The organism is Dongia soli (genome assembly GCF_034044715.1).
Classification (GTDB): Bacteria; Pseudomonadota; Alphaproteobacteria; order Dongiales; family Dongiaceae; genus Dongia_B; species Dongia_B soli.
The window spans coordinates 64,897-87,629 of the sequence record NZ_JAXCLW010000009.1 but is presented as its reverse complement, the minus strand read 5'-3'; the positions used below and the strand labels follow the sequence as shown (position 1 = coordinate 87,629).

At 60.7% G+C, this 22,733-nt stretch carries 22 protein-coding genes; 15 read left to right on the top strand and 7 right to left on the bottom strand.

All coding sequences use genetic code 11. The features are described 5' to 3' along the window. On the bottom strand, positions 1–1,245 hold the full coding sequence (locus SMD27_RS21160) for an efflux RND transporter periplasmic adaptor subunit (RefSeq protein WP_320510436.1): 1,245 nt from the start codon (positions 1,243–1,245) through the stop codon (positions 1–3). A 224-nt stretch (positions 1,246–1,469) separates the two neighbouring features. Beyond that, complete coding sequence (locus SMD27_RS21155; protein ID WP_320510435.1) at positions 1,470–2,402, bottom strand: LysR family transcriptional regulator; 933 nt, start codon at positions 2,400–2,402, stop codon at positions 1,470–1,472. 209 nt (positions 2,403–2,611) lie between these two features. On the opposite strand from SMD27_RS21155, the gene SMD27_RS21150 reads away from it, so the two are divergent. Next, positions 2,612–3,634, top strand: a complete 1,023-nt coding sequence (locus tag SMD27_RS21150; RefSeq protein WP_320510434.1) for a zinc-dependent alcohol dehydrogenase family protein — start codon at positions 2,612–2,614, stop codon at positions 3,632–3,634. Positions 3,635–3,636: 2 nt separating this feature from the next. On the opposite strand, the gene SMD27_RS21145 is transcribed toward SMD27_RS21150, so the two are convergent. From SMD27_RS21145 to SMD27_RS21135, 3 genes are all read right to left on the bottom strand, one after another. After that, positions 3,637–4,233 carry a sterol desaturase family protein gene (locus SMD27_RS21145; protein WP_320510485.1) on the bottom strand — a complete coding sequence of 199 codons (597 nt, stop codon included), beginning with the start codon at positions 4,231–4,233 and terminating at the stop codon, positions 3,637–3,639. A gap of 127 nt (positions 4,234–4,360) precedes the next feature. After that, positions 4,361–4,960: a class II aldolase/adducin family protein gene (locus tag SMD27_RS21140; RefSeq protein WP_320510433.1), complete on the bottom strand. Its 600-nt coding sequence runs from the start codon at positions 4,958–4,960 to the stop codon at positions 4,361–4,363. Continuing rightward, the gene (locus SMD27_RS21135) at positions 4,960–5,247 is read right to left on the bottom strand and encodes a hypothetical protein (RefSeq protein ID WP_320510432.1); all 288 of its coding nucleotides are present in this window, start codon (positions 5,245–5,247) and stop codon (positions 4,960–4,962) included. Before SMD27_RS21135 ends, SMD27_RS21140 begins: the two co-directional genes overlap by 1 nt. 16 nt (positions 5,248–5,263) lie before the next feature. Between SMD27_RS21135 and SMD27_RS21130 the strand changes: the two genes are divergently transcribed. The 7 genes from SMD27_RS21130 (at position 5,264) to SMD27_RS21100 (ending at position 13,177) form a co-directional block, all read left to right on the top strand. After that, entirely contained in the window at positions 5,264–5,710 is a 447-nt protein-coding gene (locus SMD27_RS21130; RefSeq protein WP_320510484.1) for a YaiI/YqxD family protein, read from the top strand. Positions 5,711–5,824: 114 nt separating this feature from the next. Beyond that, entirely contained in the window at positions 5,825–8,143 is a 2,319-nt protein-coding gene (locus SMD27_RS21125; protein ID WP_320510431.1) for an adenylate/guanylate cyclase domain-containing protein, read from the top strand. Next, positions 8,140–9,018, top strand: coding sequence for an MlaE family ABC transporter permease (locus tag SMD27_RS21120; protein ID WP_320510430.1), 879 nt, complete (start codon positions 8,140–8,142; stop codon positions 9,016–9,018). Before SMD27_RS21125 ends, SMD27_RS21120 begins: the two co-directional genes overlap by 4 nt. A gap of 3 nt (positions 9,019–9,021) precedes the next feature. After that, positions 9,022–9,714 carry an ATP-binding cassette domain-containing protein gene (locus SMD27_RS21115; RefSeq protein ID WP_320510429.1) on the top strand — a complete coding sequence of 231 codons (693 nt, stop codon included), beginning with the start codon at positions 9,022–9,024 and terminating at the stop codon, positions 9,712–9,714. Positions 9,715–9,729: 15 nt separating this feature from the next. Continuing rightward, a complete protein-coding gene (locus SMD27_RS21110; RefSeq protein ID WP_320510428.1) occupies positions 9,730–10,710 on the top strand; it encodes an MlaD family protein in 981 nt (326 codons plus the stop codon). After that, positions 10,707–11,618 carry a tetratricopeptide repeat protein gene (locus SMD27_RS21105; RefSeq protein WP_320510427.1) on the top strand — a complete coding sequence of 304 codons (912 nt, stop codon included), beginning with the start codon at positions 10,707–10,709 and terminating at the stop codon, positions 11,616–11,618. The genes SMD27_RS21110 and SMD27_RS21105 overlap by 4 nt, the downstream gene beginning before the upstream one ends. 50 nt (positions 11,619–11,668) lie before the next feature. Continuing rightward, positions 11,669–13,177 carry an MFS transporter gene (locus tag SMD27_RS21100; RefSeq protein ID WP_320510426.1) on the top strand — a complete coding sequence of 503 codons (1,509 nt, stop codon included), beginning with the start codon at positions 11,669–11,671 and terminating at the stop codon, positions 13,175–13,177. Here SMD27_RS21100 and SMD27_RS21095 read toward each other — a convergent pair whose 3' ends face one another. Further along, positions 13,178–13,867 (bottom strand): queuosine precursor transporter, encoded by a 690-nt coding sequence (locus SMD27_RS21095; protein WP_320510425.1) that lies wholly within the window; start codon positions 13,865–13,867, stop codon positions 13,178–13,180. Between the two features lie 172 nt (positions 13,868–14,039). On the opposite strand from SMD27_RS21095, the gene queA reads away from it, so the two are divergent. The 4 genes from queA to queG are packed head-to-tail and all read left to right on the top strand — an operon-like array spanning position 14,040 to position 17,906. Continuing rightward, positions 14,040–15,098 carry a tRNA preQ1(34) S-adenosylmethionine ribosyltransferase-isomerase QueA gene (queA, locus tag SMD27_RS21090; protein ID WP_320510483.1) on the top strand — a complete coding sequence of 353 codons (1,059 nt, stop codon included), beginning with the start codon at positions 14,040–14,042 and terminating at the stop codon, positions 15,096–15,098. After that, positions 15,095–16,222, top strand: coding sequence for a tRNA guanosine(34) transglycosylase Tgt (gene tgt, locus SMD27_RS21085; protein WP_320510424.1), 1,128 nt, complete (start codon positions 15,095–15,097; stop codon positions 16,220–16,222). Before queA ends, tgt begins: the two co-directional genes overlap by 4 nt. 25 nt (positions 16,223–16,247) lie before the next feature. After that, on the top strand, positions 16,248–16,712 hold the full coding sequence (gene queF / locus SMD27_RS21080) for a preQ(1) synthase (RefSeq protein WP_320510423.1): 465 nt from the start codon (positions 16,248–16,250) through the stop codon (positions 16,710–16,712). 3 nt (positions 16,713–16,715) lie between these two features. Next, positions 16,716–17,906, top strand: a complete 1,191-nt coding sequence (queG, locus tag SMD27_RS21075) for a tRNA epoxyqueuosine(34) reductase QueG (protein ID WP_320510422.1) — start codon at positions 16,716–16,718, stop codon at positions 17,904–17,906. A gap of 88 nt (positions 17,907–17,994) precedes the next feature. Here queG and SMD27_RS21070 read toward each other — a convergent pair whose 3' ends face one another. After that, positions 17,995–18,573, bottom strand: coding sequence for a helix-turn-helix domain-containing protein (locus SMD27_RS21070; RefSeq protein ID WP_320510421.1), 579 nt, complete (start codon positions 18,571–18,573; stop codon positions 17,995–17,997). 519 nt (positions 18,574–19,092) lie between these two features. On the opposite strand from SMD27_RS21070, the gene SMD27_RS21065 reads away from it, so the two are divergent. The 3 genes from SMD27_RS21065 to SMD27_RS21055 all read left to right on the top strand — a co-directional run bounded on the left by SMD27_RS21065 (position 19,093) and on the right by SMD27_RS21055 (position 22,731). Then, a complete protein-coding gene (locus SMD27_RS21065; RefSeq protein WP_320510420.1) occupies positions 19,093–20,241 on the top strand; it encodes an ABC transporter ATP-binding protein in 1,149 nt (382 codons plus the stop codon). Between the two features lie 86 nt (positions 20,242–20,327). Further along, a complete protein-coding gene (locus SMD27_RS21060; RefSeq protein WP_320510419.1) occupies positions 20,328–21,377 on the top strand; it encodes an ABC transporter substrate-binding protein in 1,050 nt (349 codons plus the stop codon). Positions 21,378–21,477: 100 nt separating this feature from the next. Then, a complete protein-coding gene (locus tag SMD27_RS21055; RefSeq protein WP_320510418.1) occupies positions 21,478–22,731 on the top strand; it encodes an ABC transporter permease in 1,254 nt (417 codons plus the stop codon). Positions 22,732–22,733: the final 2 nt, after the last annotated feature.

Below are 22,733 nucleotides of genomic sequence, written 5' to 3'. Positions count from 1 at the left end.
TTAGTTATGCGTCACCGAATCCGGATCAGTGCCGGCCGGCTGCTGCGCCATCTGTACGGGCTGGACGTTGCCGGCCGGTACGTCGAGCGCCGCCCGCGGCCGCTGCAATGTCGCCGGATCGGCCATGGCCACGGTTTCAGCCTGAACCTGCATGCCGGAGCGCACGCGCTGCAAGCCGTTGACGACGATCTTGTCGCCCTTGGCAAGGCCATTGCGGACAATGCGCAATCCTTCAACCTTCGGTCCGGGCTCGATGGAGCGGTAGGCGACCTTGCTTTCCGGCGTCAACACCAGCACGAACTTCTTGCCGAGATCGGTGCCGATAGCGGCATCATTGACGAGCGCGGCGGTATAAGTGCTGCTGCCGACCAGCTTCAGGCGAACATAGAGGCCAGGCGTGAACTGGCCGTCGCGATTGTCGAATACGGCGCGACCACGGATCGTGCCGGTGCGCGGATTGACCTGATTGTCGACGAAGTTCATATGGCCGAGATGCGGGTTGCCCTCTTCATTGGCCAGGCCGAGATAGACCGGGCTTGAATCGCCCCGCGCACCTTCGCGCGCCAGTTCCTTGTATTTCAGATAGACCCGCTCATCGACGTCGAAATAGGCATAGACCTTGTCGGTCGAGACGACGCTGGTGAGGATGCTTTGATCCGCGTTGGCGAGGTTGCCGGCTGTCAGCTCGGCGCGGCTCACGCGGCCGTCGATTGGCGAACGAACCTGGGTGAATTCCAGGTTGAGGCGAGCGGAGTCAAGCTGGGCCTGGGTCGCAGCGACGGCGGCGCGGGCGGCAACTGCCGCGGCATTGCGGGCATCCGCTTCTTCCGAGCCGATCACCTTGCCGGCAAAGAGCTTATTGCCGCGCACAGCTTCGCTGGCGGTTCGCTGCTGCGTCGCCTTGGCTTCCTGAAGCTGTGCCTCCAACCGATTGACCTCAGCCTGGAAGGGTCGCGGATCGATCTGGAACAGCAGATCGCCCTTCTTCACCATGGCACCTTCATGGAAGGCGACCTTGTCGATATAGCCGGAAACGCGTGACCGGATGACGACCGATTCCGGCGCCTCGAGACGGCCAGTGACTTCGTCCCATTCATTGACCGGCTGTTCGATGACCTCGGCGACACTCACTTTCGGCGCGGCCGGCTGCTGCACGGTCGCGGCCGGACTCTGGCCGCAGGCCGGCAGCGACATGAAGGCGGCCAATACAAGGGAATGGCGCAAGGTCTTCGATGACAGTTTCATTGTCTCGCTCCGCAAGTCGATTTCGCGGCCAGAGCTATCGGCCCGAAATTTGATAAGCAATTTATTTTCTAATTCAGAGGCGATCCGGCAGCATGACCGCCCGGTCTGTCGAACCGGTCCGTCGGGTTTCGCACTTGCGGAATTTGCGATGCCGATCGCCGACGCGCGAATTAAACGCAACGAAGATGATTATCATCGGCAATGATGTGACGTTTCTGCTGTTTTTAGCCCGATGTGTTTTCGCTCAGTGTGTCGGGATCGCCGACGAACATCTGGATGCGTGAACGGAGCCAGCGTTCCGCCGGGTCGTTATCGTGGGCGCCGCGCCAGGCCATGTGCAGTTCGAAATCCGGCAATTCCAAAGGCGGGTCCTCGATCCGCAATCCGCCAGCCGCAGCGAGGACTTGGGCGGTATAATCCGGGACCGAGACCACCAGATCCGTCCCCGCCATCAAGGTGCCCAGGCCATTGAATTGCGGCAAGGCCAGGACCACCTTTCGACTTAGACCGAGCTTCGCCAGATGGTCATCGATATAGCCGCTGAGATCACCGGCAAAAGACACCATGGCATGTGGACGGGCGCAATAATCATCCAGACTCAAAGCTCCTGGGATCGTATCGGCGCGCAGGATCTTTGCCCGCACGCGCCGTACGGTCTTGCGCTTGGCATTGGCCGGCAGTTCCTCGGTGTAGCAGACGCCAACGGATATTTCGCCTGAGGCTAACATGCTGGGCATCAAGAGATAATTAGCCCGGCGAATAACCAGAACGACACCCGGCGCCTCGGCCCGCAGCCGGCGAATCAAGGGCGGCAAAAGACCGAATTCGACGTCATCAGACAGACCGACGCGGAACACCGCTTCCGCCGTGGCGGGGTCAAATTCGGTGGCGCGGCTGATCGCCGTCGAAATCGAATCCAGCGCTGGGGACAGATGCGCGAAGATTTCCAACGCCCGGGCCGTCGGCTCCATGCTGCGCCCGGTCCGCACGAAAAGCGGATCATCGAACAAGGCACGCAGACGAACCAGCGATGCGCTGATCGCCGGCTGCCCCAGGAACAGTTTTTCAGCTGCGCGGGTCACGCTGCGCTCGTGCATCAGCGTTTCGAAGACAATCAGGAGATTGAAATCCACCCGGCGAAGGTCGTTTCGATTCATGGTCGGTCCAGATATGCAGGAATACAGGTTGATGTCTGGGCGCGCGGCCGTCAATTGGTTGTATTATCTGGGCTGTTATGACAGGGGTTGCATCATTGGCATTCATGATCACTATTGACGTGGCTGAATGGTTCCGACGGGGAAAGCGTCCTTATATATTATAATGAGGAAAACATAGAGGCCGGCCGGCCTCATATCCGAGGTTTGCGATGTCTCGCGTGATTCGCTTTTATCAGTTCGGCACCCCCGATGTGCTTCAAACCGAGGAGATACCGACGCCTCAGCCCGGTGCCGGCGAGGTATTGGTCCGGGTCCAAGCCATCGGCCTGAACTGGACGGATATACTCTGGCGACAGAACCTTGCCCCCGAACAGGCGCATCTCCCATCCGGCATCGGCTCGGAACTGGCCGGCACCGTCGAGGCGGTTGGAGAGGGTGTGGAGGATCTAGCGGTTGGCACGCCTGTCGCGAGCTTTCTTGCCCATACGCCAAATCGCTACCCCGCCTACGGCGATTTCATGCTGATGCCCCGTGAAGCCTTGACCCAATATCCGCATATGGTGTTGAGCCCGTCGGAAGCCAGTGTCCACTATACGCCGCTTCTGATTGCCTATTTCGGTCTGGTCGATTTGGCCGGGCTCAGGCGCGGACAATCGGTGCTGACCACCGAGGCCAGCCTCTGTTGCGGCCCATCGAGTGTGCAATTGGCAAAATCTTTAGGCGCTCGCGTCATCGCTTCGACCAAGGATGCTTCGCGTCGCGACTTTCTGCTCAGTGTCGGCGCCGACAAGGTTGTCGTGACCAACGAACAGGATCTGGTTCTAGAAGTCGAAAAATTCACCGAGGGTCACGGCGTCGATGTCATTCTCGATGCCTGCGGCGGCCGGCAGATGAATTTGCTGGGCGATCTCGCGGCGACACGCGGCAAGCTGGTGCTGTACGGCCTCAATGGCGGCAACGAAGCCGCTTTTCCCGCGTGGACGGCTTTTCGCAAACATCTGCAATTTTTCCAGCACAATTTGCTGGATTTCACCGGCCATGCCGAACTTGGCATCGAGCCCAATCGCGAGGCCGTGCAACGCGCGCTGAGCGACATCAATCAACTCACCCGCGATGGGCTTTTAAAACCGCTGATCGATCGCGAGTTTACGTTCGACCAGGTAGTCGAGGCACATCGATATATGGAAACCTGCCCCAATCACGGGCGCGTCGTCCTTAAGGTCGCCGACTGACATCAGGATGGCGATGACGGTGCCAAGGGCGCCTTTTGCACTTTGTTGGCCGGCGACCAGCCTGGTGGCATGAAGATCAGACGCCAGCGATCCCCCCAATTACCGGCCTGCCGGACGTCCCTCACCAGGGCGATGATTTCGCCATCGACGATAACCAGCGGATTATTGGACGGCATCGGCGGCAGGATACCGTACCTTAGCTTAACCTGGTCATCTTCCGCCTTATAGGTGCCGAAGAGACGGTCGAAGATGACCAGGATGCCGCAGAAATTGCGATCGATATAGGCCCTGTTGCTGGCATGATGCACCCGGTGGGCGGAAGGCGTGTTGAGGACAAATTCCAGCGGCCCAACTTTGGGAATCAACGTGGAGTGCAGCCAGAATTGATAGACGAGGCTGATCCCCAGCTTTCCCGCCAGGGATAAGCCTTCCTGTTCAACCGTCGGTACAACAATACCTCGACGAGGATGGCGACGGCGAAAAGCGGCAGAACACCAAAGTTGCTTCTGGATGCTGGAACTGTTCCACGACGACTCCCCACTGCCCGATCGTCGACGAACGCCTGCTCCATCAGCATAAGCGGGGCGAGCCAGCTCCACCAGAAACAAGGGGGTTTCCGGGCCATCAGCCCCGTCAACGGCATTGAAACCTAGTTACGGCAAATATAGCGGACTGAGCGCCCATCGCGGGGCGCTCAGTCCGGGATCATTTTCGACGGCACTGCGGTCAGCTGGCGTAGGAAGGGTCTTTCCGATCCAGCATCCGCTTCCAGGCGTCGAAATGCGCAAAGGACATGCCGCGATAATCATCCCAGCCGCGCGCGGTCTTTTCCGCGACATCCGGCTTCATGACATTGAGTTCCCGGCCAGTCGAATAAGCAAGCACCAGCGTCTGGCAGGCACGTTCCAGGAAATACAGGTCTTCAACGGCTTCCGCGATGGTATTGCCGGCAACCAGCGCGCCGTGATTGCCCATCATCATGATGTTGCGGTTGCCGAGCAGCGCGGCCAGCCGTTCTCCTTCGGCACGATCATCGGCAATGCCGCCGAACTGCCGGTCGACAACAATGCGATTGAAAAAGCGCGCCGTGTTCTGGTCGATCGGCTTCACCTCAGGATCGCGCAGCGCCGCCAGGGCCGTGCCATAAGGCGGATGAAGATGCAGAATGCAGCGAACCTGGGGAAGCTTCGCATGCATGGTGCCGTGGATGCACCAGGCGGATGGGTCCGGCGCATCTGGACGCTTCATGGTATCGGCATCCTCGCTGTCCAGCAGCAGAAGATCGCTTGCTTTGACTTCACTGAAATGCATCCAGCGCGGATTCATCAGAAATTTTTTCCATCGGGAGATACGGCAACGCTAAAATGGTTGCTGACCGATTCATGCCAGTTCATCTCCACGGCGATGCGGAATGCGGCCGCCAAATCGACCCGCAATTGCCACTCTTCCGCATCATATGCCTTGCCGGCCGACAATTTGGTAACATTGCTCACGGCTTTTCTCCCCTCTTGACGTGACCCGCTTATGCTGGCAGCCAAGCGGATATGAGACAATCCGCATTCAGGGCATGCGGCATCTGCACCGGAAAGCGGTTGACTTGTCAAATTAAGCATGAGGGGTGTCGGCTTGCTGGAAATATATGTCGACGGCGATGCCTGCCCGGTGAAGGACGAAGTGCTGCGGGTGGCGGAGCGGCATCAACTACCGGTGCATCTGGTAAGTAATCGCTGGCTGCGTGGCCCGGAAAATCCGTGCGTGCACCGCGTTGTTGTCACCGACGGCTTCGACGCCGCCGACAATTGGATCGCCGAACATGCGGGTTCCGGCGATATCGTCGTCACCGCCGATATCCCCCTGGCCGCGCGATGCCTTAAGAACGGCGCCTCGGTATTGGGCCCGACCGGCCGGCCGTTCAGCGAGGCGAATATCGGCATGGCCCTGGCGATGCGTGAGCTTAAATCCCAGTTGCGCGATGCCGGTGAAATACGGGATCACGGCCCCACTTTCTCCAAACGCGACCGCTCAGCCTTCCTCCAGGCGCTCGAAGGCATCGTCACCGCCCTCAAGCGCCGTTGACCACTGGCCGCTGCGGCTCGCCGGCCGCGCCGCTCTGCCGCCGCTATTGCCACCTCCCGCGCCCTCACCTACGATCAATTGCCGGATTGCACGCCCTGGAACAGAGGATCCTGGATGACTGCAGCCGACCAACTGGTCGATATCACCGCCGATCCGCTCGATATCAAGCGGCGGCGACGGCGTGCTGTTCTGCGAATCGGCGTACCCATTGCCGGCCTCATTCTTGTCATCGCAGCTATTCTCGGCATTGCGCTTTACGCCGATCAAGCCAATCGCAAAGGCGCGCTCGCTCTGTCGAACGATGTCCTGACAACGCTCGACGGACGTATTCGACAGCAAGTCCTGGCCTTTCTTGAACCCGGCGCCCGCGCCCTCCGCATTATCCGTGGCATGACCAAAGACGGCGCCTTCGATGACCGGCGTCCGGTTGCCGAGTCACTGTCGGTGTCGGTGCTGAAGGAAGTCAGCCAGATCGCCAATATCAATTTCGCCGATAGCAACGGCAATTTCATGATGGTGCGCCGGGCCGGCGGCAACAGAATCGACATCAAGGAAATCGACAATAGACCGGATGCCCGGCGGGTGACCTGGATTCATCGGGATGACCAGGGACACGAGCTATCGCGCAACGAAGATTCGACGGATAATTACGACCCCAGGACGCGTCCCTGGTATGATGGCGCGAAGAGCATTGATACGGTCTTCTGGACCGGCCTCTACATCTTCTTTACCGACCGCAAGCCCGGTCTGACCGCTTCGCAACGTTATTTAACGCCAGATGGCCGGCTGTATGTCGTCGGCGTCGACATCCAGTTGCACGAACTGTCGCATTTCCTCGCTTCCCTCCGGATCGGTCAGCATGGGCGCGCCTTACTGATCGATGGAGATGGCCATCTGATCGCCTTCCCCGATCAGAACCGCATGCAACATCTGATTGGCGATGACCTCACGCCGGCCAAAATCGACGCGCTTAACGACCCCGTCTTGACCGCCGCCTATGACCGGTTCCGCGTCGAAGGCCAGGGCCGGCGCGTCATCAAGGTCAATGATGAAAATTACATCACGACCACAACGCCCTTGCCCGGTGCCGGCAGGGACTGGTGGGTGCTGATGACGGTGCCGGAATCCGATTTCATCGGCTTTGTCGCCAACAATAACCGCACTGCCCTGCTCATGTCCCTCGGCATTGTCTTCCTGGCGGCGGTTCTCGCTATCCTGCTGGTTTATCAGGGGCTGCGGGCCGACCGCGCAGCCCGACTGCTGCTGGATCGCAGCCGGGCCCTCAACCGGCAAAGTGCCGCTTATAGCAATCTCGCCGAGCAAGCCGATCTTTTCACCGGCGATCAAGATCAACTGCCGCCGGTTTTCACCGAAACCCTGGCGGAGATGACCCAGGCCCACCGGATCAGCATCTGGCAATTACGACCCGAGAGCCAGGTGCTGCGGTGTCTCGACAGCTTCGAACGCGACAGCCAAGGGCATGTGGCTGGACTTGAGCTCCATAATGACGAATTGCCGCAATTCCTCGATGCCATCCGCAGCGGCGATGAGATCAATGTCAGCGACGCCGCTGCTGACCGTCGCACCGCGCAATTCCACCGGACGCTGATGCATCCGCTTGGCAGCCGGGGATTGCTGGTTGTGCCGATGCGCTCCCAGGGAACCATCTCCGGCGCCATCTGTGTCGAGGATGCTGCACAGATCGACGGCACGCGCGAATTCGTCCGCACGGTCGCCAGCATGTTAGCCCTGCGCCTGGTCAGCATGCGGGAACGGACGGTCGCGCGGGAGGCCTCATCGGAAGCGGCCGCGCAGCCTAGGACGATGAGCGAGCGCAGCTTCTCCGTCGATCTGGTCGCCCGCGCCCTGGACACGCCGGCTCTCGCTGCAACGGTCTATTCCAACAGCGCCGTCATGGTGTTGCGTCTGCCCGATCAGGCAGCTTTGGCCAACCGGGCAGCGGCAGACGGCCCGGCCCTCGCCGATACCATCGCCTGTACCCTGCAGAGCATGGCAGAACAGCATGCCATTCCTTACCTCAAACTGGTCGGTGATGAAGCGGTGGCAGCAGCGGGGTTCGAGCAAGGTGATCAGACCGCGATGACGCGGATTGCCAGCATGGCGGTGGCGATGCGTGATCGATGTTCCGCCCTGCTGGAGGATGCCGAAATGACAGCCGATTTTCGCATCGGCATCGATTGTGGCCTGGCAATCGGCAGTACGGTCGGCCGCGAGCCGCGCCTGTTCAACCTTTGGGGCGAGGCCGTCCGCACCGCCGATATGATGGCCAGTTCAGCCATTCCCAGCACGATCCAGGTCACGGAAGCAGCTTATCAACGCCTGCAGCAGGACTTCCTGTTCCGGCCGCGCGGCAGCTTCTATCTGCCTTATATCGGCGAGGCGCGTACCTTCGTTCTGGCGGGTCAGCTGTGAGCGCCGCGAGCGTCAACGGGGCGTCATCGCCGCAGTCACCGATCGTTCAGGCGTCGACCCAGCCGCCATCGCCAAAGTGGCGACATGGTCTTATCTGGCAATGGCTGGGCTGGCTTGGGCGTCTGACACGACGCCGCGCCCGGTTCCTTGTGACCCTGGCCTCGATGTCGGCTGGCATCGTCATCGACGCCTGTCGGCCAGCGAGCTGGCGGCGCACGACCAGGGCCGAGTTTCGCCGCGTGCTGCGCCAGTCGCTGGCGGGCGGGCTCACCACCACGATTTTGACCGCAGCGATCATTGGCCTCGGCATGGTCTATCAGGCGCTCTACTGGCTCGGCGCTGCCGGGCAAGAGGAATCCATCGGTTCTATTCTGGTCACCATTCTGATCCGCGAGATCATTCCCGTCCTGGTCGGGTTGATCCTGCTGGGGCGCAGCGGTTCCGTGACGCTTACCGAACTGGGCGGCTTGCAGGCGAGCGGGCAGATCGAGGTCTTGCAGGCACAAGGCATCGATCCGGTCGGGGCGCTGATTCTGCCACGCGGCATAGCCTTTGCCACCGCTGGCTATACGCTGGGCGTGATCTTCATGTTGGTCTCTCTACTGACCGGCTTTATCGTCGGCAGCCTGGTCGGTGCGGTGCGAATGTCGCTCTGGTCTTTTCTCGACAATGTGCTGACCGCGATGCATGCGGCCGATTTCGCGATCTTTCCCATCAAACTGGTGGTGATCGGCCTGCTGGTCGCCATGACCGCCTGCCTAACCGCGCTGGATGCCGAGCCACATCTTGACGCCAATCGCTTGATGCCGCGCGGTTTCGTCCGTGGCCTGCTGGCGATCATGCTGGTCAGCGGCATTCTGAGTTTGGCGAGCTGATCCATGGCAACGACGGCAATCCTCGATCTCAACAACGCTCGATCACGGCATTTGGTCGGCACCGCGGCCGATGCCAAGCTCAATCTGCGGCTGGGGCCTGGCGATTTCGCGCTGATCGATGCGCGCGACGCCGATCTCGGCCGCGATTTCGCAGATCTCTGCAGCGGCTTGGCGCCACCAGACAATGGGGCGGTGGAATTCCTTGGGCGCGACTGGACATCGCTGCCGCTGGATTATGCGCAGGCACTACGCGGACGGATCGGCCGGGTCTTCGCCGGCCGGAGTTGGCTCGATTTTCTCGATGCCGCCACGAACATCATGCTGCCCCAATTGCATCACACCCGCCGCGATCCCGCGACGTTGCGCGCGGAGGCCACCGATCTGTGCCGCGCTTTCGGCCTGCCGGGCCTGCCAATGGGGCGTATCGACATGCTCTCGGCTGGCGACCTTGTGCGCGCTAGTTTCGCGCGCGCCTTTCTCGGCGAGCCAATGCTGCTCCTGCTCGAAAGTCCGCTTCAAGGAGTCTATGCAGATATGATCCCGATGCTGCTGAACGCTATCGCCAGGGCGCGCGACCGGGGCGCTGCGGCGATCTGGATGACCCGGAACAAGGCAGTCTGGAGTGACCGGTCCTTTCCAGCCACCCAGCGCCTCAGGCTCGGCTATCATGGGCTGGCATCGTTGCGCACGGGTTGACAACGGGGGACCGGAATGCGCCTGCGCCATACTGATGAACTGATCGGCTTGCTGGTTGTGGTCGCGGTCGGCGTGCTGATCGCCACGATCATGCAGGCAGGCGTTCTGCGCGACTGGTTCAAGCCGGTTTCCGAATTGCGCCTTGTCCTGCCCGAAACCGGCGTCGCCGGATTGGAGGTCGGCGCCGATGTCGAGGTGCTGGGCACTCGCGCTGGCATCATCCGCCGGATCGTCATCGACCCCCGGCAGCAGATGTATGCCATGGCCGAAATTGACGAACAGGCAAAGGCTTTCATCCGCCGTGACAGCACTGCGGTCATTCGCCGCCGCTTCGGCCTGGCTGGCGCGGCCTTCGTCGATATCTCCCGTGGTAGGGGCACACCGATGGACTGGTCTTATGCGGTGCTCGACGCCACCACGGAACGAGCGCCGACCGACAGCATCAGTGCATTGATCGATGAAGTCCGGGCAAAAGTCTTCCCGATCCTCGACAATGTCGGCCATGCAACCAAATCCTTGTCCGAGGTAATGGACCGCATCAATCGCGGCGAAGGCAATGTCGGCCGCCTGCTGAAGGATGAAACGGTGGCGAAGGAAATCGAGGCCGCCGTGGCCTCGGCCCGTCAATCGGTTTTAGGCCTCAATGACATCATCGGCCAGTTGCAGCAATCGGCAAAGCAGGTCAACAGCTTGACCCGGCAGGCCGGCGGCCCGGCCGGCATCCCCGCGCTGCTGAAGAAAACGGATAATGTCCTCGCCACCCTGCAGACAGCGATGAAAGACCTGAGCAAAGCAAGCACCCGCTTGCCCGCCATCAGCCGAAATGTCGAGAGCAGTTCCGCTAACCTGCCATCGCTGCTGACGCAGACGCAGTTGACCGCTCAGCAGTTGGAACAATTGCTGACGCAATTGCGCAGTCTGTGGCTGCTGGGCGGTGGCGGCGAGTCTCCCCCAATCAGCAATCAACGCCTGCCGGCATCGGAGGTCCGGCCATGAAAAGCGGGTTCGGTCCTCTTGGGGCGCTATTCCTGCTCGCCGCTTGCGGCAGTGATGTGGCGAAGCCGGCTGTGCCGCCTGATCCCAGCATGGAGCAGCATGAACGCGCGGGACAGCTGGCTTACAGTCTCGACCGTCCCGAAGATGCGGTGGCACAATATCGCGAAGCGCTCATCCGCGCGGAAGCGCGCGACGACCTCGCGGCCATCGGCGATCTCAGCTTCAATCTCGCGGCAGCCCAATTGCGCGCCAACCAGCCGGATACGGCGCTCGCAACCGCCCGGCGCGCCCGGGCCGAACTGGCCCGGCGCGGCAGTCCGGGCATGCCGGCCCTCGATCTGATCGAAGCAACCGCGCTGTATCGCATCGGCAAGATGGCCGAAGCTGACCGGTTGGCGGCACAACTGCAACATCGCGATCCGGAGACCGGAGCTTCAGCCAGTTTCCTGCGCGGGCTGATCGCCGATGACCGGGGCGATCTCGCCGGGCTGCAGGCCGCCAGCCAGGTGCTCAGCCGGACCGCTGCGGGTAGTGAGAAGGCGCCGGTCGTGCGCTCAACCCAGCAAGCCGATGCGGCGGAACTGCGCGCCCGCCTCGCCCGGCGCCAGGGAAACTTTTCCGAAGCCAGATCCGCCGCCCTGCAATCCGCGGACCTGCGGCGCGATCTGCTGGATTATCGCGGCTTGGCCCGGGCGCTTTCGGTCGCCGCCGATGCGGCGCAACGACAGGGCGATTTGCCCGCCGCGGCCGATCTTTATCTGCGGGCCGGACGCTCGGCGGCGGCGCAGGACGACCGGAGGCAGGCGCGCGCCTGGCTCGATCATGCGATCGATCTCGATCAAGACGCCGAGATCACCGAAGCCGCGCGCCAAGCGCTGAAGGGTATTCGTGAGGCCGGCACCGACTAAGATTCGACTAATTTTTACGCTTTCTTGGCATGCAAGCCGGATGGGCTGCCATGCGGAATTACAGCTTCTCTCCACTGCCTGGACCGGAGATGCTGCCTGCCATCATGCCCGTCGATATCAGCGTCACGACCGCAGCGACTGCGAGTACGCCGCAACCACGCAATTTTCGTGTTCTCGCCGTCATCGTCGCCAGTTCCCTCTTCATGGAGCAATTGGACGCGACCGTGCTCACCACGGCTTTACCGACGATGGCGCGCAGTTTCAGCGTTGCGCCGCTGCATATGAGCCTGGCGCTGACCTCTTATCTTCTCAGCCTGGCGATCTTCATTCCCGCCAGCGGCTGGGTCGCCGACCGCTACGGCGCCCGCAACATCTTCTGCATCTCCATCGGCATCTTCACGCTGGGCTCGATCCTCTGCGGCCTGGCCGGCAGCCTGGAGGTGCTGGTCGCTGCGCGGCTGTTGCAGGGGCTGGGCGGCGCCATGATGGTGCCGGTTGGGCGCCTGATCCTGCTGCGCAACGTGGCCAAAACCGACCTCATTGCCGCCATGTCCTGGTTGCTCGTCCCGGCTTTGCTGGGACCGATCCTGGGGCCGCCGGTTGGCGGCTTTATTGTGACCTATCTGGATTGGCGCTGGATCTTTTACATCAATGTGCCGATCGGGCTCATTGGTGTCGCGCTGGCAGTCTGGCTCATTCCCGATATCAAGGAACCGCCGAAGGGCGGCTTCGACATCCTCGGCCTCCTCCTTTCCGGCATTGCCCTTGCTTGCCTTACTTTTGGCGTCGAATTGGGCGGACGCGGCGTGTTTTCCGGCGCGCAGACGTTGATCGTGATTGGCATCGCCGGCATCAGTTTCGCGCTTTACCTGCTGCATGCGCGGCGTCTCGCCAGCCCGATTCTCGATATGAGCCTGATGCGGATTCCGACCTTCAGCCTGTCGGTGATCGCCGGTGCCTTGACCCGCATCACCGGCGGCGCCATGCCCTTCCTGCTGCCGATGATGATGCAGCTTGGTTTCGGCATGTCGGCGGCTGAAAGCGGCATGGTCACCTTCATGAGTGCCATCGGCTTCATGCTGATGAAAGCCGGCGCGACACCGATCCTGCGACGCTACGGTTTTCGCAGCACTATGGTGTGGAACGCCTTGTTCGCCACCGCGCTGATCGCCGTCTGCGCAGCTTTCCGGCCGGCTTGGCCGCTCTGGCTGATGTATGCGGTGCTGCTGGCGGGCGGGTTCCTGCAATCGCTGCAATTTGCCGCTTATAACACCATCGCTTATGCCGATATCCCGCGCGATCGCATGAGTTCGGCAACCAGTTTTTATGCCACGTTCCAGCAATTGATGCTGTCGCTCGGCATCTGCCTGTCCTCCGGCGTGCTGCACCTATCCGTGACTTTATCCGGCCATGAACATGCGCAATTGTCGGATTTCTCCCTCGCCATCCTGGTGGTGACAGCGATTTCCTTCTTCGCCTCGCCGGTCTCGCTGCTATTCCCCAAGACTGCCGGCGACGATATGCGCGGGATTACACCGAGGGTCGCGAGCGACGACTGACTACTTACCGGATGAAAACGGGTTGAGCGCCACCCCACGGTCATAGACATCGATGCCTTCGCGCCGCTTGAGGAAATTGACGACGAGATAAGTCAACGGTGTCGCCAGGGCCTCATAGCCCGATTTGACCAGCCATTGCGTGACGACGGCGGTCGCCAAGACACCCGGCGGCATGACATCGTAAAAGGCGATGGTAATGAAGACGGCCGAATCCAATCCCTCGCCGACCAGCGTCGAGCTTATGGTGCGGACCCAGAGATGCCGGCCCTGCATCGCCACTTTGAGCCTCGACATGATCATGGCATTGGCGAATTCGCCGACCAGATAGGCCAGGAACGAGGCCAGCAACAGGCGCGGCGTGGTGCCGAGAATGCGGTCATAGGCGCCCTGATCGCCCCAGAACGGTGCGGCCGGCAGCAGGCCACCCAACCAGATAGCGACGACCGCCAGGAAATTGCAGAGGAACCCGAGCCAGATCACCCGCCGGGCGGCGCGATAGCCGTAAACCTCGGTCAGGACATCGCCGAGGATGTAACTGACCGGGAAGAGAATGACAGCGGCCGGCAGAACCAGCCCCTGGATCAGGGTCAATTTCACCGCGACGATATTGGAAACCACCAGGCTGGTGACGAAAAATGCAACCACCGCAACGAAATAGGATGAAAAACGGGCTCCGGCCGGCTGCGTCATCTTGCACGATCTCGCGAAATCGGTTGTCTATCGGGGCGGTCCGGGCTACCTGAACGCCGGCTTTGCGCCTGATGCGCCATATAATCCGGTTATCCCCGGAAAGCCACTGCCGAAACAACCGCAGCGAAAGTGCTTTAATAGTTTCCATCGTGACAAGTTACCAACCGTGACCTTGCAGACCGCCGATTTCGATTTCCATTTGCCGGAAGAGCTGATCGCCCAGCATCCCGTCACACCGCGCGATGCGGCCCGGCTGCTGCATGTCGGGCGCGACCGGCTGGCCGACCGGCTGGTGTGCGATCTGCCGGCGCTGCTGCAGCCCGGCGATCTGATGGTCTTCAACGATACCAAGGTGATCCCCGCCCAATTGTTTGGCGAACGCGCCGCCCGGGATGTGGCGGGGAGCGAAGCTGCCAAGGTGGAGATTACCCTGCATAAACGGGAAAGCCTGGATAGCTGGCGCGCCTTCGCCAAACCGGGGCGACGCCTGAAACTCGGTGACACGATCCGGTTCGGCGGCGACTTCACGGCCGATGTTGTCGAGAAGACGCCAGAAGGCGAGATCGTGCTGCGTTTCGCCGCCGCCGGCGCCGAACTGTTCGAGGCGCTGCATCGCCATGGCCAAATGCCGCTGCCCCCTTATATCCGCAAATTGCGGCCGTTGGAGGCGCGGGATGCTGCCGATTACCAGACCGTCTATGCCCGGGCCGAAGGTGCCGTGGCGGCACCCACGGCCGGCCTGCATTTCACCCCCCAGCTTTTCACCGCCTTGCAAGAACGCGGCGTCGAGAAACTGATGGTGACCCTGCATGTTGGCGCTGGCACCTTCCTGCCGGTCAAGGTCGAGAATATTGCCGAGCATAAGATGCATGCGGAATATGGCGAGATTTCCACGGAAGCCGCCGCGACGCTCAACCGCGCCCGCGCCGAAGGCCGGCGCATCGTCGGTGTCGGCACGACTTCGCTGCGGCTGCTGGAAAGTGCGGCGGATGAGACTGGGCATGTGCGCCCCTTCACCGACGATACCGATATCTTCATCACGCCCGGTTATCGCTTCCGCTGCGTCGATGTCCTGATGACCAATTTCCACCTGCCGAAATCGACCCTGTTCATGCTGGTCTGCGCCTTTGCCGGCATGAGCCGCATGCGGGCGGCCTATGATCATGCCATTCGCGCTGGCTATCGCTTCTTCTCTTATGGCGATTCCAGCCTGTTGGAGCGTTCCCAATGACCGAATCCTGTTTCACTTTATTGGCCAAGGACGGCAAGGCACGGCGCGGCCGTGTCAGCACGGCACATGGCCATGTCAACACGCCGGCTTTCATGCCGGTCGGCACCGCCGGCACGGTGAAAGCGATGCTGCCGGAATCGGTCGCGGCAACGGGGGCGGAGATTCTCCTCGGCAATACCTATCACCTGATGCTGCGCCCCGGCGCGGAGCGGGTCGCCGCGTTGGGCGGCCTGCATAAGTTCATGAACTGGCCGAAACCGATCCTCACCGATAGCGGCGGGTTCCAGGTCATGAGCCTCTCGGAGCTGCGCAAGATCACCGAACAGGGCGTCGAATTCCGTTCGCATCTCGATGGGCGCAAACACATGCTGAGCCCCGAGACCAGCACCCAAATCCAAGACCAGCTGGATTCCGACATCACCATGTGCTTCGACGAATGCACGCCCTTCCCGGCAACGCCGGACCAGGCAGCCCAGTCGATGCGCCTGTCGATGCGCTGGGCGGTCCGCAGCCGTGATGCTTTCCGCCGTCGGCCCGGCTATCTGCAATTCGGCATCATGCAGGGCGGCATCTATGAACATTTGCGTCAGGAATCGGCGCGGGCGCTGGTCGATATCGGCTTCGAAGGCTATGCGATCGGCGGGCTCGCCATCGGCGAAGGCCAGATCGAGATGTTCCGCATTCTCGATTTTGCACCGGATTTTCTGCCGGAAGACCGGCCGCGCTACCTGATGGGTGTTGGCCGGCCGGCCGATATCGTCGGCGCAGTCAGTCGCGGCATCGACATGTTCGACTGCGTGATGCCGACCCGGGCGGGCCGCACCGGCGCCGCCTTCACGCGCTTCGGTGAATTGAATATCCGCAATGCCCGCCATGCCACGGATCCGCGGCCGATCGATCCCAATTGTACCTGCCCGGCTTGTACGAGCTATTCGCGGGGCTATATCCATCACCTGAACAAGGCGAAGGAGATCGTCGGCGCCATGCTGTTAACCTGGCATAACCTGCATTATTATCAGGAACTGATGCAGGGCCTGCGCCGGGCCATCGAGGCCGGCACCTTCGCCGAATTCGTGATGGATTTCGAAGCGGGCCAGGCACGCAGCGACCTGCCGCCGCTATAGAAGAAGCCGATCTGGAGCCAAGATCATGAGCGAGAGCATTTATGCGGGACTGACCCAGCTTGGGCAGAAGACTGAGCTACCGACGTCACCGGAAGCGGCGGTTCTCGAACGTGTGCCGAACCCGCATCCGGACCAGAATTATCTGGTGCGCTTCACCGCACCGGAATTCACCTCGCTCTGCCCCATGACGGGCCAACCGGATTTCGCTCATTTCGTTATCGATTACGTGCCCGATCAGTGGCTGGTGGAATCGAAATCACTGAAGCTTTACCTCGGCTCCTTCCGCAATCACGGCGCTTTTCATGAAGCCTGTTCCGTCGATATCGGCAAAAAGCTGATCGATAATCTGCAGCCGCGCTGGCTGCGGGTCGGTGGCTACTGGTATCCGCGCGGCGGCATCCCGATCGATGTCTTTTTCCAGGCTGGCACGCTGCCGGAAGGCGTCTGGGTGCCGGATCAAGGCGTGCCGCCTTATCGCGGCCGCGGCTAGAGAATGGCAAGCGGGACCCTCGCAAGCAAATCGACCGGAGACCCGCGCGCCGAGATTCGCGCCGAAGCTTTGGCGCTCGGCTTCGATGCGATCGGCTTTGCCCATGCAGAATTGGCCGAGGCGACACGCGCTGAACTTGCCGCCTTCATCGCTGAAGGCCGGCATGGTGACATGGGTTGGCTGGCCGATAAGGCCGATCGGCGCGGCGACCCGAAAGAACTTTGGCCGGAGGCTTCGACGGTCATCGTGCTTGGCGTCAATTACGGCCCAAACAATGATCCGTTCGATTTCAAAGGGCGGCCGCAAACCGGCAACATCTCAGTCTATGCCCGCCATCGCGACTATCACGACACGATCAAGAAACGCTTGAAGGCTCTCGGGCGCTGGATGGCGGAGCGTTACGGCTGCGGCATCAAGGTTTTCGTCGACACCGCCCCGGTGATGGAAAAGTCCTTCGCCGAGGCGGCCGGCCTCGGCTGGCAGGGCAAGCACACCAATCTCGTTTCGCGCGATTTCGGTTCCTGGCTGTTCCTCGGCGAGATTTTCACGACGCTCGATCTCGGCCGCGATGACGCTGAGGAAGATCACTGCGGCGGATGCCATCGTTGCCTGGACATTTGTCCGACCCAGGCATTCACCGCGCCCTACCGGATCGATGCGCGACGCTGCATCTCCTATCTGACGATCGAACACAAAGGTAGCATACCGCGCGAGTTGCGGCCTTTGATGGGCAATCGCATCTATGGCTGCGACGACTGTCTGGCAATCTGCCCCTGGAACAAATTCGCCCGACCGACCTCGGAAAAAGATTTTCTCCCGCGCCAGGAACTGACGGCGCCCCGCCTCGCCGAGCTCGCCGCCCTGGACGATGCAAGCTTCCGGCAATTCTTCACCGCCTCGCCGATCAAGCGGATCGGCCGCGACCGGTTCTTGCGCAATGTCTTGATCGCGATCGGCAATAGCGGATGCGTGGAACTGGCCGATAGCGCCATCGCCAGATTACAGGATGCCTCGGCTCTGGTGCGTGGCGCCGCGATCTGGGCCGCATCTCGCCTTCTACCGCGTCATGCCGTCGAGAAGCTCGCGGCGGATCAGCTATCGGCGGAAACTGATGAGGAAGTTCGTGCCGAATGGCGCGCAGCCTTGCATGAAACTCCCGGCATTTCCGGACTTACCGGAGCCGAACATCTTTGATCCTCGATGTTGGGATCGATCGAATCGGACGCGGTGCCGTGCCACCCTGGCACAGGCTTCTGCTATCCGCTGCCAAGGGGACCCCAAATCAAGTTCGCGTATTCACCCAGAAAACCATAGCCCGGCCACTGCCGATATTGCGAAACTGATGCGGCAGCGAACTGGAAAAGCCGAAGCAATCGCCTTCATTCAGCACATGGCATTTGCCGTCGATCTCCAATTCGACAGTGCCGGCGGTAACGAAGGCGATCTCCTCTCCCGCATGGGTATAGGGCTTGTCGCCGGAACCCGCACCGGGCGCCATTTCGACGAAGAAACCGTTGAGCTGACTGACCCCGCGGGGCGACATGAGCTGCTTGCGCAAACCATCGCTATCGACGAAGAGCTGCCGCTGATCAACGCGCACGATAAAGGGTGAGTCATCGCGTCGGGCACTGTTGCTGCCGGGATCGATCAGCCAGGCCGGCGACACTTCGAAGACCGCGCTGAGATCGTAAAGAATTCGGACCGAAGGCGAACCCAACCCCCGCTCCGTTTGCGACAACGTGCCAATCGACACACCGATCCGGTCTGCGAGTTGCGTCAATGTCAGCCCCATCGCGCGCCGCCGGGTGCGTATCCGCTCTCCGAGTTCGCGTGCGCGGGGGTCGATTCCCGAAGCCCCCACTGATTCCACCGCCGCAAAAGCCTTAACCCCGGATACTTGCCGCGACCTTCCTGTTTTGACCGAAGTCTTGCCGCTCACGTCGTTCCTTCCCTGATCTATGGCTTGTCATGCAAGCCGTTTTTCTCTCCAGTCCTATTCAGCCCTTGTCGCAGGTTTTTCTCCGCGCCATCAGGCTGGAAATTCCTTTCAGCTAATCGATAAAGTTTCCTCTTTATTTTCAAAAATACATTGTTCCACGCAAGTCCGATGTGGCAACATGCCGCCAACAAAATCGCAGCTTAAGCGACAAACGGCTCCGATCAGCCAAAAAGGCGGGGAGCGGTTCTGGCAGGAGGTACGTAACCGCATGGCGATCATTCCCCGTATCTAGCGCCATAAGCGAATGGCTGGGCTTGTCCTGGGCTATGGGCGCCACCACGACGCACTCATCACGAGGCGCGGTGATCTCGCCAGTGGTTATGAAAAATCGGCTGCCGGCACGGCTGCGGCCAATTGGAATCAAGGAGTTTGAATAGACCGATGAGTGCACATGGACAGGCCGCAGGCGGCAAACTCGGCGGCCAAAAACTCGGCAGCCAGAAACTCGATGGCAAGACGCTTGTCCGCTTCAAAGAGGTCCAGAAGAGCTATGACGGCGAAACCCTTGTGGTGAAACGCCTCAATCTCGACATTCAGCAAGGCGAGTTCCTCACCCTGCTCGGCCCTTCAGGTTCGGGCAAAACCACCACATTGATGATGCTGGCCGGTTTCGAAACGCCGACTCACGGCGAGATCGAGTTGAACGGGTCGTCGATCACCCATATGCCGCCGGAAAAGCGCAATATCGGCATGGTGTTCCAGAATTACGCCTTGTTCCCGCATATGACGGTGGCGGAAAACCTGGCCTTTCCGCTCGAAGTTCGCAAATACAACAAGGCCGACATCCAGGCGCGCATCCGCAAGTCGCTGGAAATGGTGCGACTTGACGCTTTCGCCAATCGCCGTCCGGGCCAGCTTTCGGGCGGACAGCAACAGCGTGTCGCCTTGGCACGGGCTCTGGTCTTCGAGCCGGAACTGGTCTTGATGGACGAACCGCTCGGTGCTCTCGACAAGCAGTTGCGCGAGCACATGCAGATCGAGATCCGCCATCTTCACCAGGATCTCGGCATCACTGTGGTCTACGTAACCCATGACCAGAGCGAAGCCTTGACGATGTCGGATCGCATCGCCGTCTTCAATGACGGCATCATCCATCAACTGGCGTCGCCCGCCGAATTGTATGAGCGTCCGAGCAATGCTTTCGTGGCGCAGTTCATCGGCGAGAACAATCGCCTGCACGGCAAGGTCGCCGAGTTGAACGGCCATGGCTGTACCGTCGAATTATCCGCGGGCTTCAATGTCCAGGCTTTGCCGGTCAATGTCGATGGCCAGGGAAGTCCGGTCACCTTATCGTTGCGTCCGGAGCGCCTGAAACTCGACCCGCAAGACGGCTCGATGCCCAACCTGTTCAATGGCGAAGTCGTCGAACTGATCTATCTCGGCGATCACACGCGTGTGCGCGTGGCCGCCTGCGGTGCCGACGACCTGATCGTCAAAGTACCGAATTCGGAAGGGGTGCCCGCCTATCGCCCCGGCCAGCCGGTGCGGATCGGCTGGCGTCTGGAGGATTGTCGGGCCTTGGCGTCCTGACAATCGTTGAATTCCGATCGCACGACCTTTGTCGTCGCCCGACATGATTCAGACCTAATTGGCAGTTTGCAACTGGGAGGAAGATTATGCGTAAAAAACTAGCACTTGGGACGGTGGCCGTCGCCGCCCTCGGTCTGCTCGGCATCACTGCCGCATCGGCAGCCGATAGCATGACCATCACCTCATTCGGCGGCGCCTATCAGACCAGCCAGCGGAAGACCTATTTCGAGCCTTTCGCGGCGAAGACCGGCACGAAGATCACCGAAGAGGAGTATAACGGCGAAATCGCCAAGATCCGCGCCATGGTCGAGGCCAATAGCGTGACCTGGGACGTGGTCGATGTCGACACCCAGACCGGTCAGCAGGGCTGCGACGAAGGCATCTTCGAGAAGCTGGATTACAGCCGCATCCAGCCGCAGGACAAGTATATCGAGCGCGCCGCCCAGGAATGTGCCGTGGCCAACATGGTCTATTCGACGGTGATCGCCTATGACGGCGACAAACTGAAAGACGGCCCGACCAAGGTGGCCGATTTCTTCGACCTGAAGAAGTTCCCCGGCAAGCGCGCCCTGTGGAAGAACCCCTCCAGCACATTGGAACTGGCCTTGCTGGCCGATGGCGTTCCAGCCAACCAAGTCTATGACGTGCTCTCGACACCCGAAGGCGTCGACCGCGCCTTCAAGAAGCTGGATACGATCAAGAAGAATATCGTCTGGTGGGAAGCCGGCCAGCAGCCACCGCAATTGCTGGCTTCCGGCGAAGTCACGATGACGACCGTGTGGAACGGCCGCATCTATGACGCCAATAAGAATGAAGGCAAGCACTTCAAGATCGTCTGGGACGGCCAGATCCAGGATTTCGATATGTGGGTCATCCCGAAGAACGCGAAGAATCCGGACCTGTCTTATAAATTCATCGCCTTCGCCAATGACCCGACCGTCATGGCCAATCAGTCGAAATACATCCCCTATGGTCCGACCCTGAAGGACGCCATCCCGCATATCGCGCCGGATATCCTGAAGGACCTGCCGACCGCACCGGAGAACTCCAAGAACGTGCTGGTGAGCAATGCCCAATTCTGGGGCGACAACGGCGAAGAGCTGCGCAAGCGGTTCAATACCTGGGTCGCGCAGTAAATACCGCCTGATGAGACGAATGCGGGGGACGTTACGTCCTCCGCATTTTTCCACCGGCAATATACGGCCAGATCGAGCGAAGTGAGGCGAGACGTTGGTAGTGAAGACATTTGACGATCAGGTAATGCGGACCGAAGACGGCGTGCCGCTCAAAATCGCCCTGAAACGGGCTGAACGTAGCCGCAATCTACGGGCCTTGGCTCTGGTCGCTCCGCTCTTTCTCTTCATCGTGCTGACATTCGCGGCGCCGATCGGGATGCTGCTGTTTCGGGCGATTTACGACCCGGATCTTGCCCGAAATTTGCCGGCGACCACCGAAGCGATCAGATCCTGGAACGGCGAGGGCCTCCCCGACGAGCCGGTCTTTGCCGCCCTGGCAGCCGATTTGAAGGCCGCCCAGGAAAACAAGACCGCAGGCCAGATCGGCAAGCGGCTGAATTACGAGATGTCCGGCACGCGGTCGAAAATTCTCGCCACCGCCCGGATGGTGGCGAAATTGGAATCCGGCCCCTATAAGGAAGCCTTCCTGAAGCAGGACCCGCGTATCTGGGGCCAGCCCGATGTTTGGCACATCCTGAAGCGCGAGACCAAGCCCTTCACAGGCTTTTACCTGCTGGCCGCCCTCGACCATCAATTCGATAGCAATGGCAATATCGTCAGGACAGCGCCGGACCAGGCGATCTTCGTCGATATTTTCATCCGCACCTTGTGGATCGCCTTCCTGGTGACAGCCTTCACGCTGCTGCTCGGCTATCCGATCGCCTATTTACTGGCATCTCTGCCGACCAGTACCAGCAATTTGTTGATGATCCTGGTCCTTGTTCCGTTCTGGACCTCCCTGCTGGTCCGCACCACGGCCTGGGTGGTCCTGCTGCAGACCAACGGCGTCATCAACGACGCGCTTATTTGGCTTGGCATTTTGCAGGAACGCGTCCAGCTCATTTTCAACCGCGGCGGCACGGTGCTGGCAATGACGCATATCCAGCTCCCCTTCACCATCCTGCCGATCTACAGCGTGATGAAAACGATCTCGCCAAGCTACATGCGCGCGGCGCGGTCGCTGGGTGGCGGACCGTTCTATTCGTTCTGGCGGATCTATTTCCCGCAGACCGTACCTGGCATCGGCGCCGGCTGCCTTCTGACTTTCATCCTGTCGCTGGGTTATTACATCACACCGGCTTTGGTCGGCGGCCCAGCCGATCAGATGATCAGCTATTTCGTCGCGCTCTACACCAATACGGAATTGAACTGGGGCATGGCCTCGGCGCTGGGCGCCTTGCTGCTGGCGATGACGCTTATTCTTTATCTCGTCTACAACCGCCTTGTCGGCATCGACAAAGTAAAACTGGGGTGACG

Coding starts and splice junctions, on each gene's coding strand:
- tgt (WP_320510424.1), top strand. CDS start 15,095: ATGACCGAATCCTGTTTCACTTTATTGGCCAAGGACGGCAAGGCACGG.
- SMD27_RS21110 (WP_320510428.1), top strand. CDS start 9,730: ATGCGCCTGCGCCATACTGATGAACTGATCGGCTTGCTGGTTGTGGTC.
- SMD27_RS21095 (WP_320510425.1), bottom strand. CDS start 13,867: ATGACGCAGCCGGCCGGAGCCCGTTTTTCATCCTATTTCGTTGCGGTG.
- SMD27_RS21065 (WP_320510420.1), top strand. CDS start 19,093: ATGAGTGCACATGGACAGGCCGCAGGCGGCAAACTCGGCGGCCAAAAA.
- SMD27_RS21135 (WP_320510432.1), bottom strand. CDS start 5,247: ATGCTTAATTTGACAAGTCAACCGCTTTCCGGTGCAGATGCCGCATGC.
- SMD27_RS21155 (WP_320510435.1), bottom strand. CDS start 2,402: ATGAATCGAAACGACCTTCGCCGGGTGGATTTCAATCTCCTGATTGTC.
- SMD27_RS21105 (WP_320510427.1), top strand. CDS start 10,707: ATGAAAAGCGGGTTCGGTCCTCTTGGGGCGCTATTCCTGCTCGCCGCT.
- SMD27_RS21115 (WP_320510429.1), top strand. CDS start 9,022: ATGGCAACGACGGCAATCCTCGATCTCAACAACGCTCGATCACGGCAT.
- SMD27_RS21150 (WP_320510434.1), top strand. CDS start 2,612: ATGTCTCGCGTGATTCGCTTTTATCAGTTCGGCACCCCCGATGTGCTT.
- SMD27_RS21160 (WP_320510436.1), bottom strand. CDS start 1,245: ATGAAACTGTCATCGAAGACCTTGCGCCATTCCCTTGTATTGGCCGCC.
- queF (WP_320510423.1), top strand. CDS start 16,248: ATGAGCGAGAGCATTTATGCGGGACTGACCCAGCTTGGGCAGAAGACT.
- SMD27_RS21060 (WP_320510419.1), top strand. CDS start 20,328: ATGCGTAAAAAACTAGCACTTGGGACGGTGGCCGTCGCCGCCCTCGGT.
- queG (WP_320510422.1), top strand. CDS start 16,716: ATGGCAAGCGGGACCCTCGCAAGCAAATCGACCGGAGACCCGCGCGCC.
- SMD27_RS21125 (WP_320510431.1), top strand. CDS start 5,825: ATGACTGCAGCCGACCAACTGGTCGATATCACCGCCGATCCGCTCGAT.
- SMD27_RS21100 (WP_320510426.1), top strand. CDS start 11,669: ATGCGGAATTACAGCTTCTCTCCACTGCCTGGACCGGAGATGCTGCCT.
- SMD27_RS21140 (WP_320510433.1), bottom strand. CDS start 4,960: ATGAATCCGCGCTGGATGCATTTCAGTGAAGTCAAAGCAAGCGATCTT.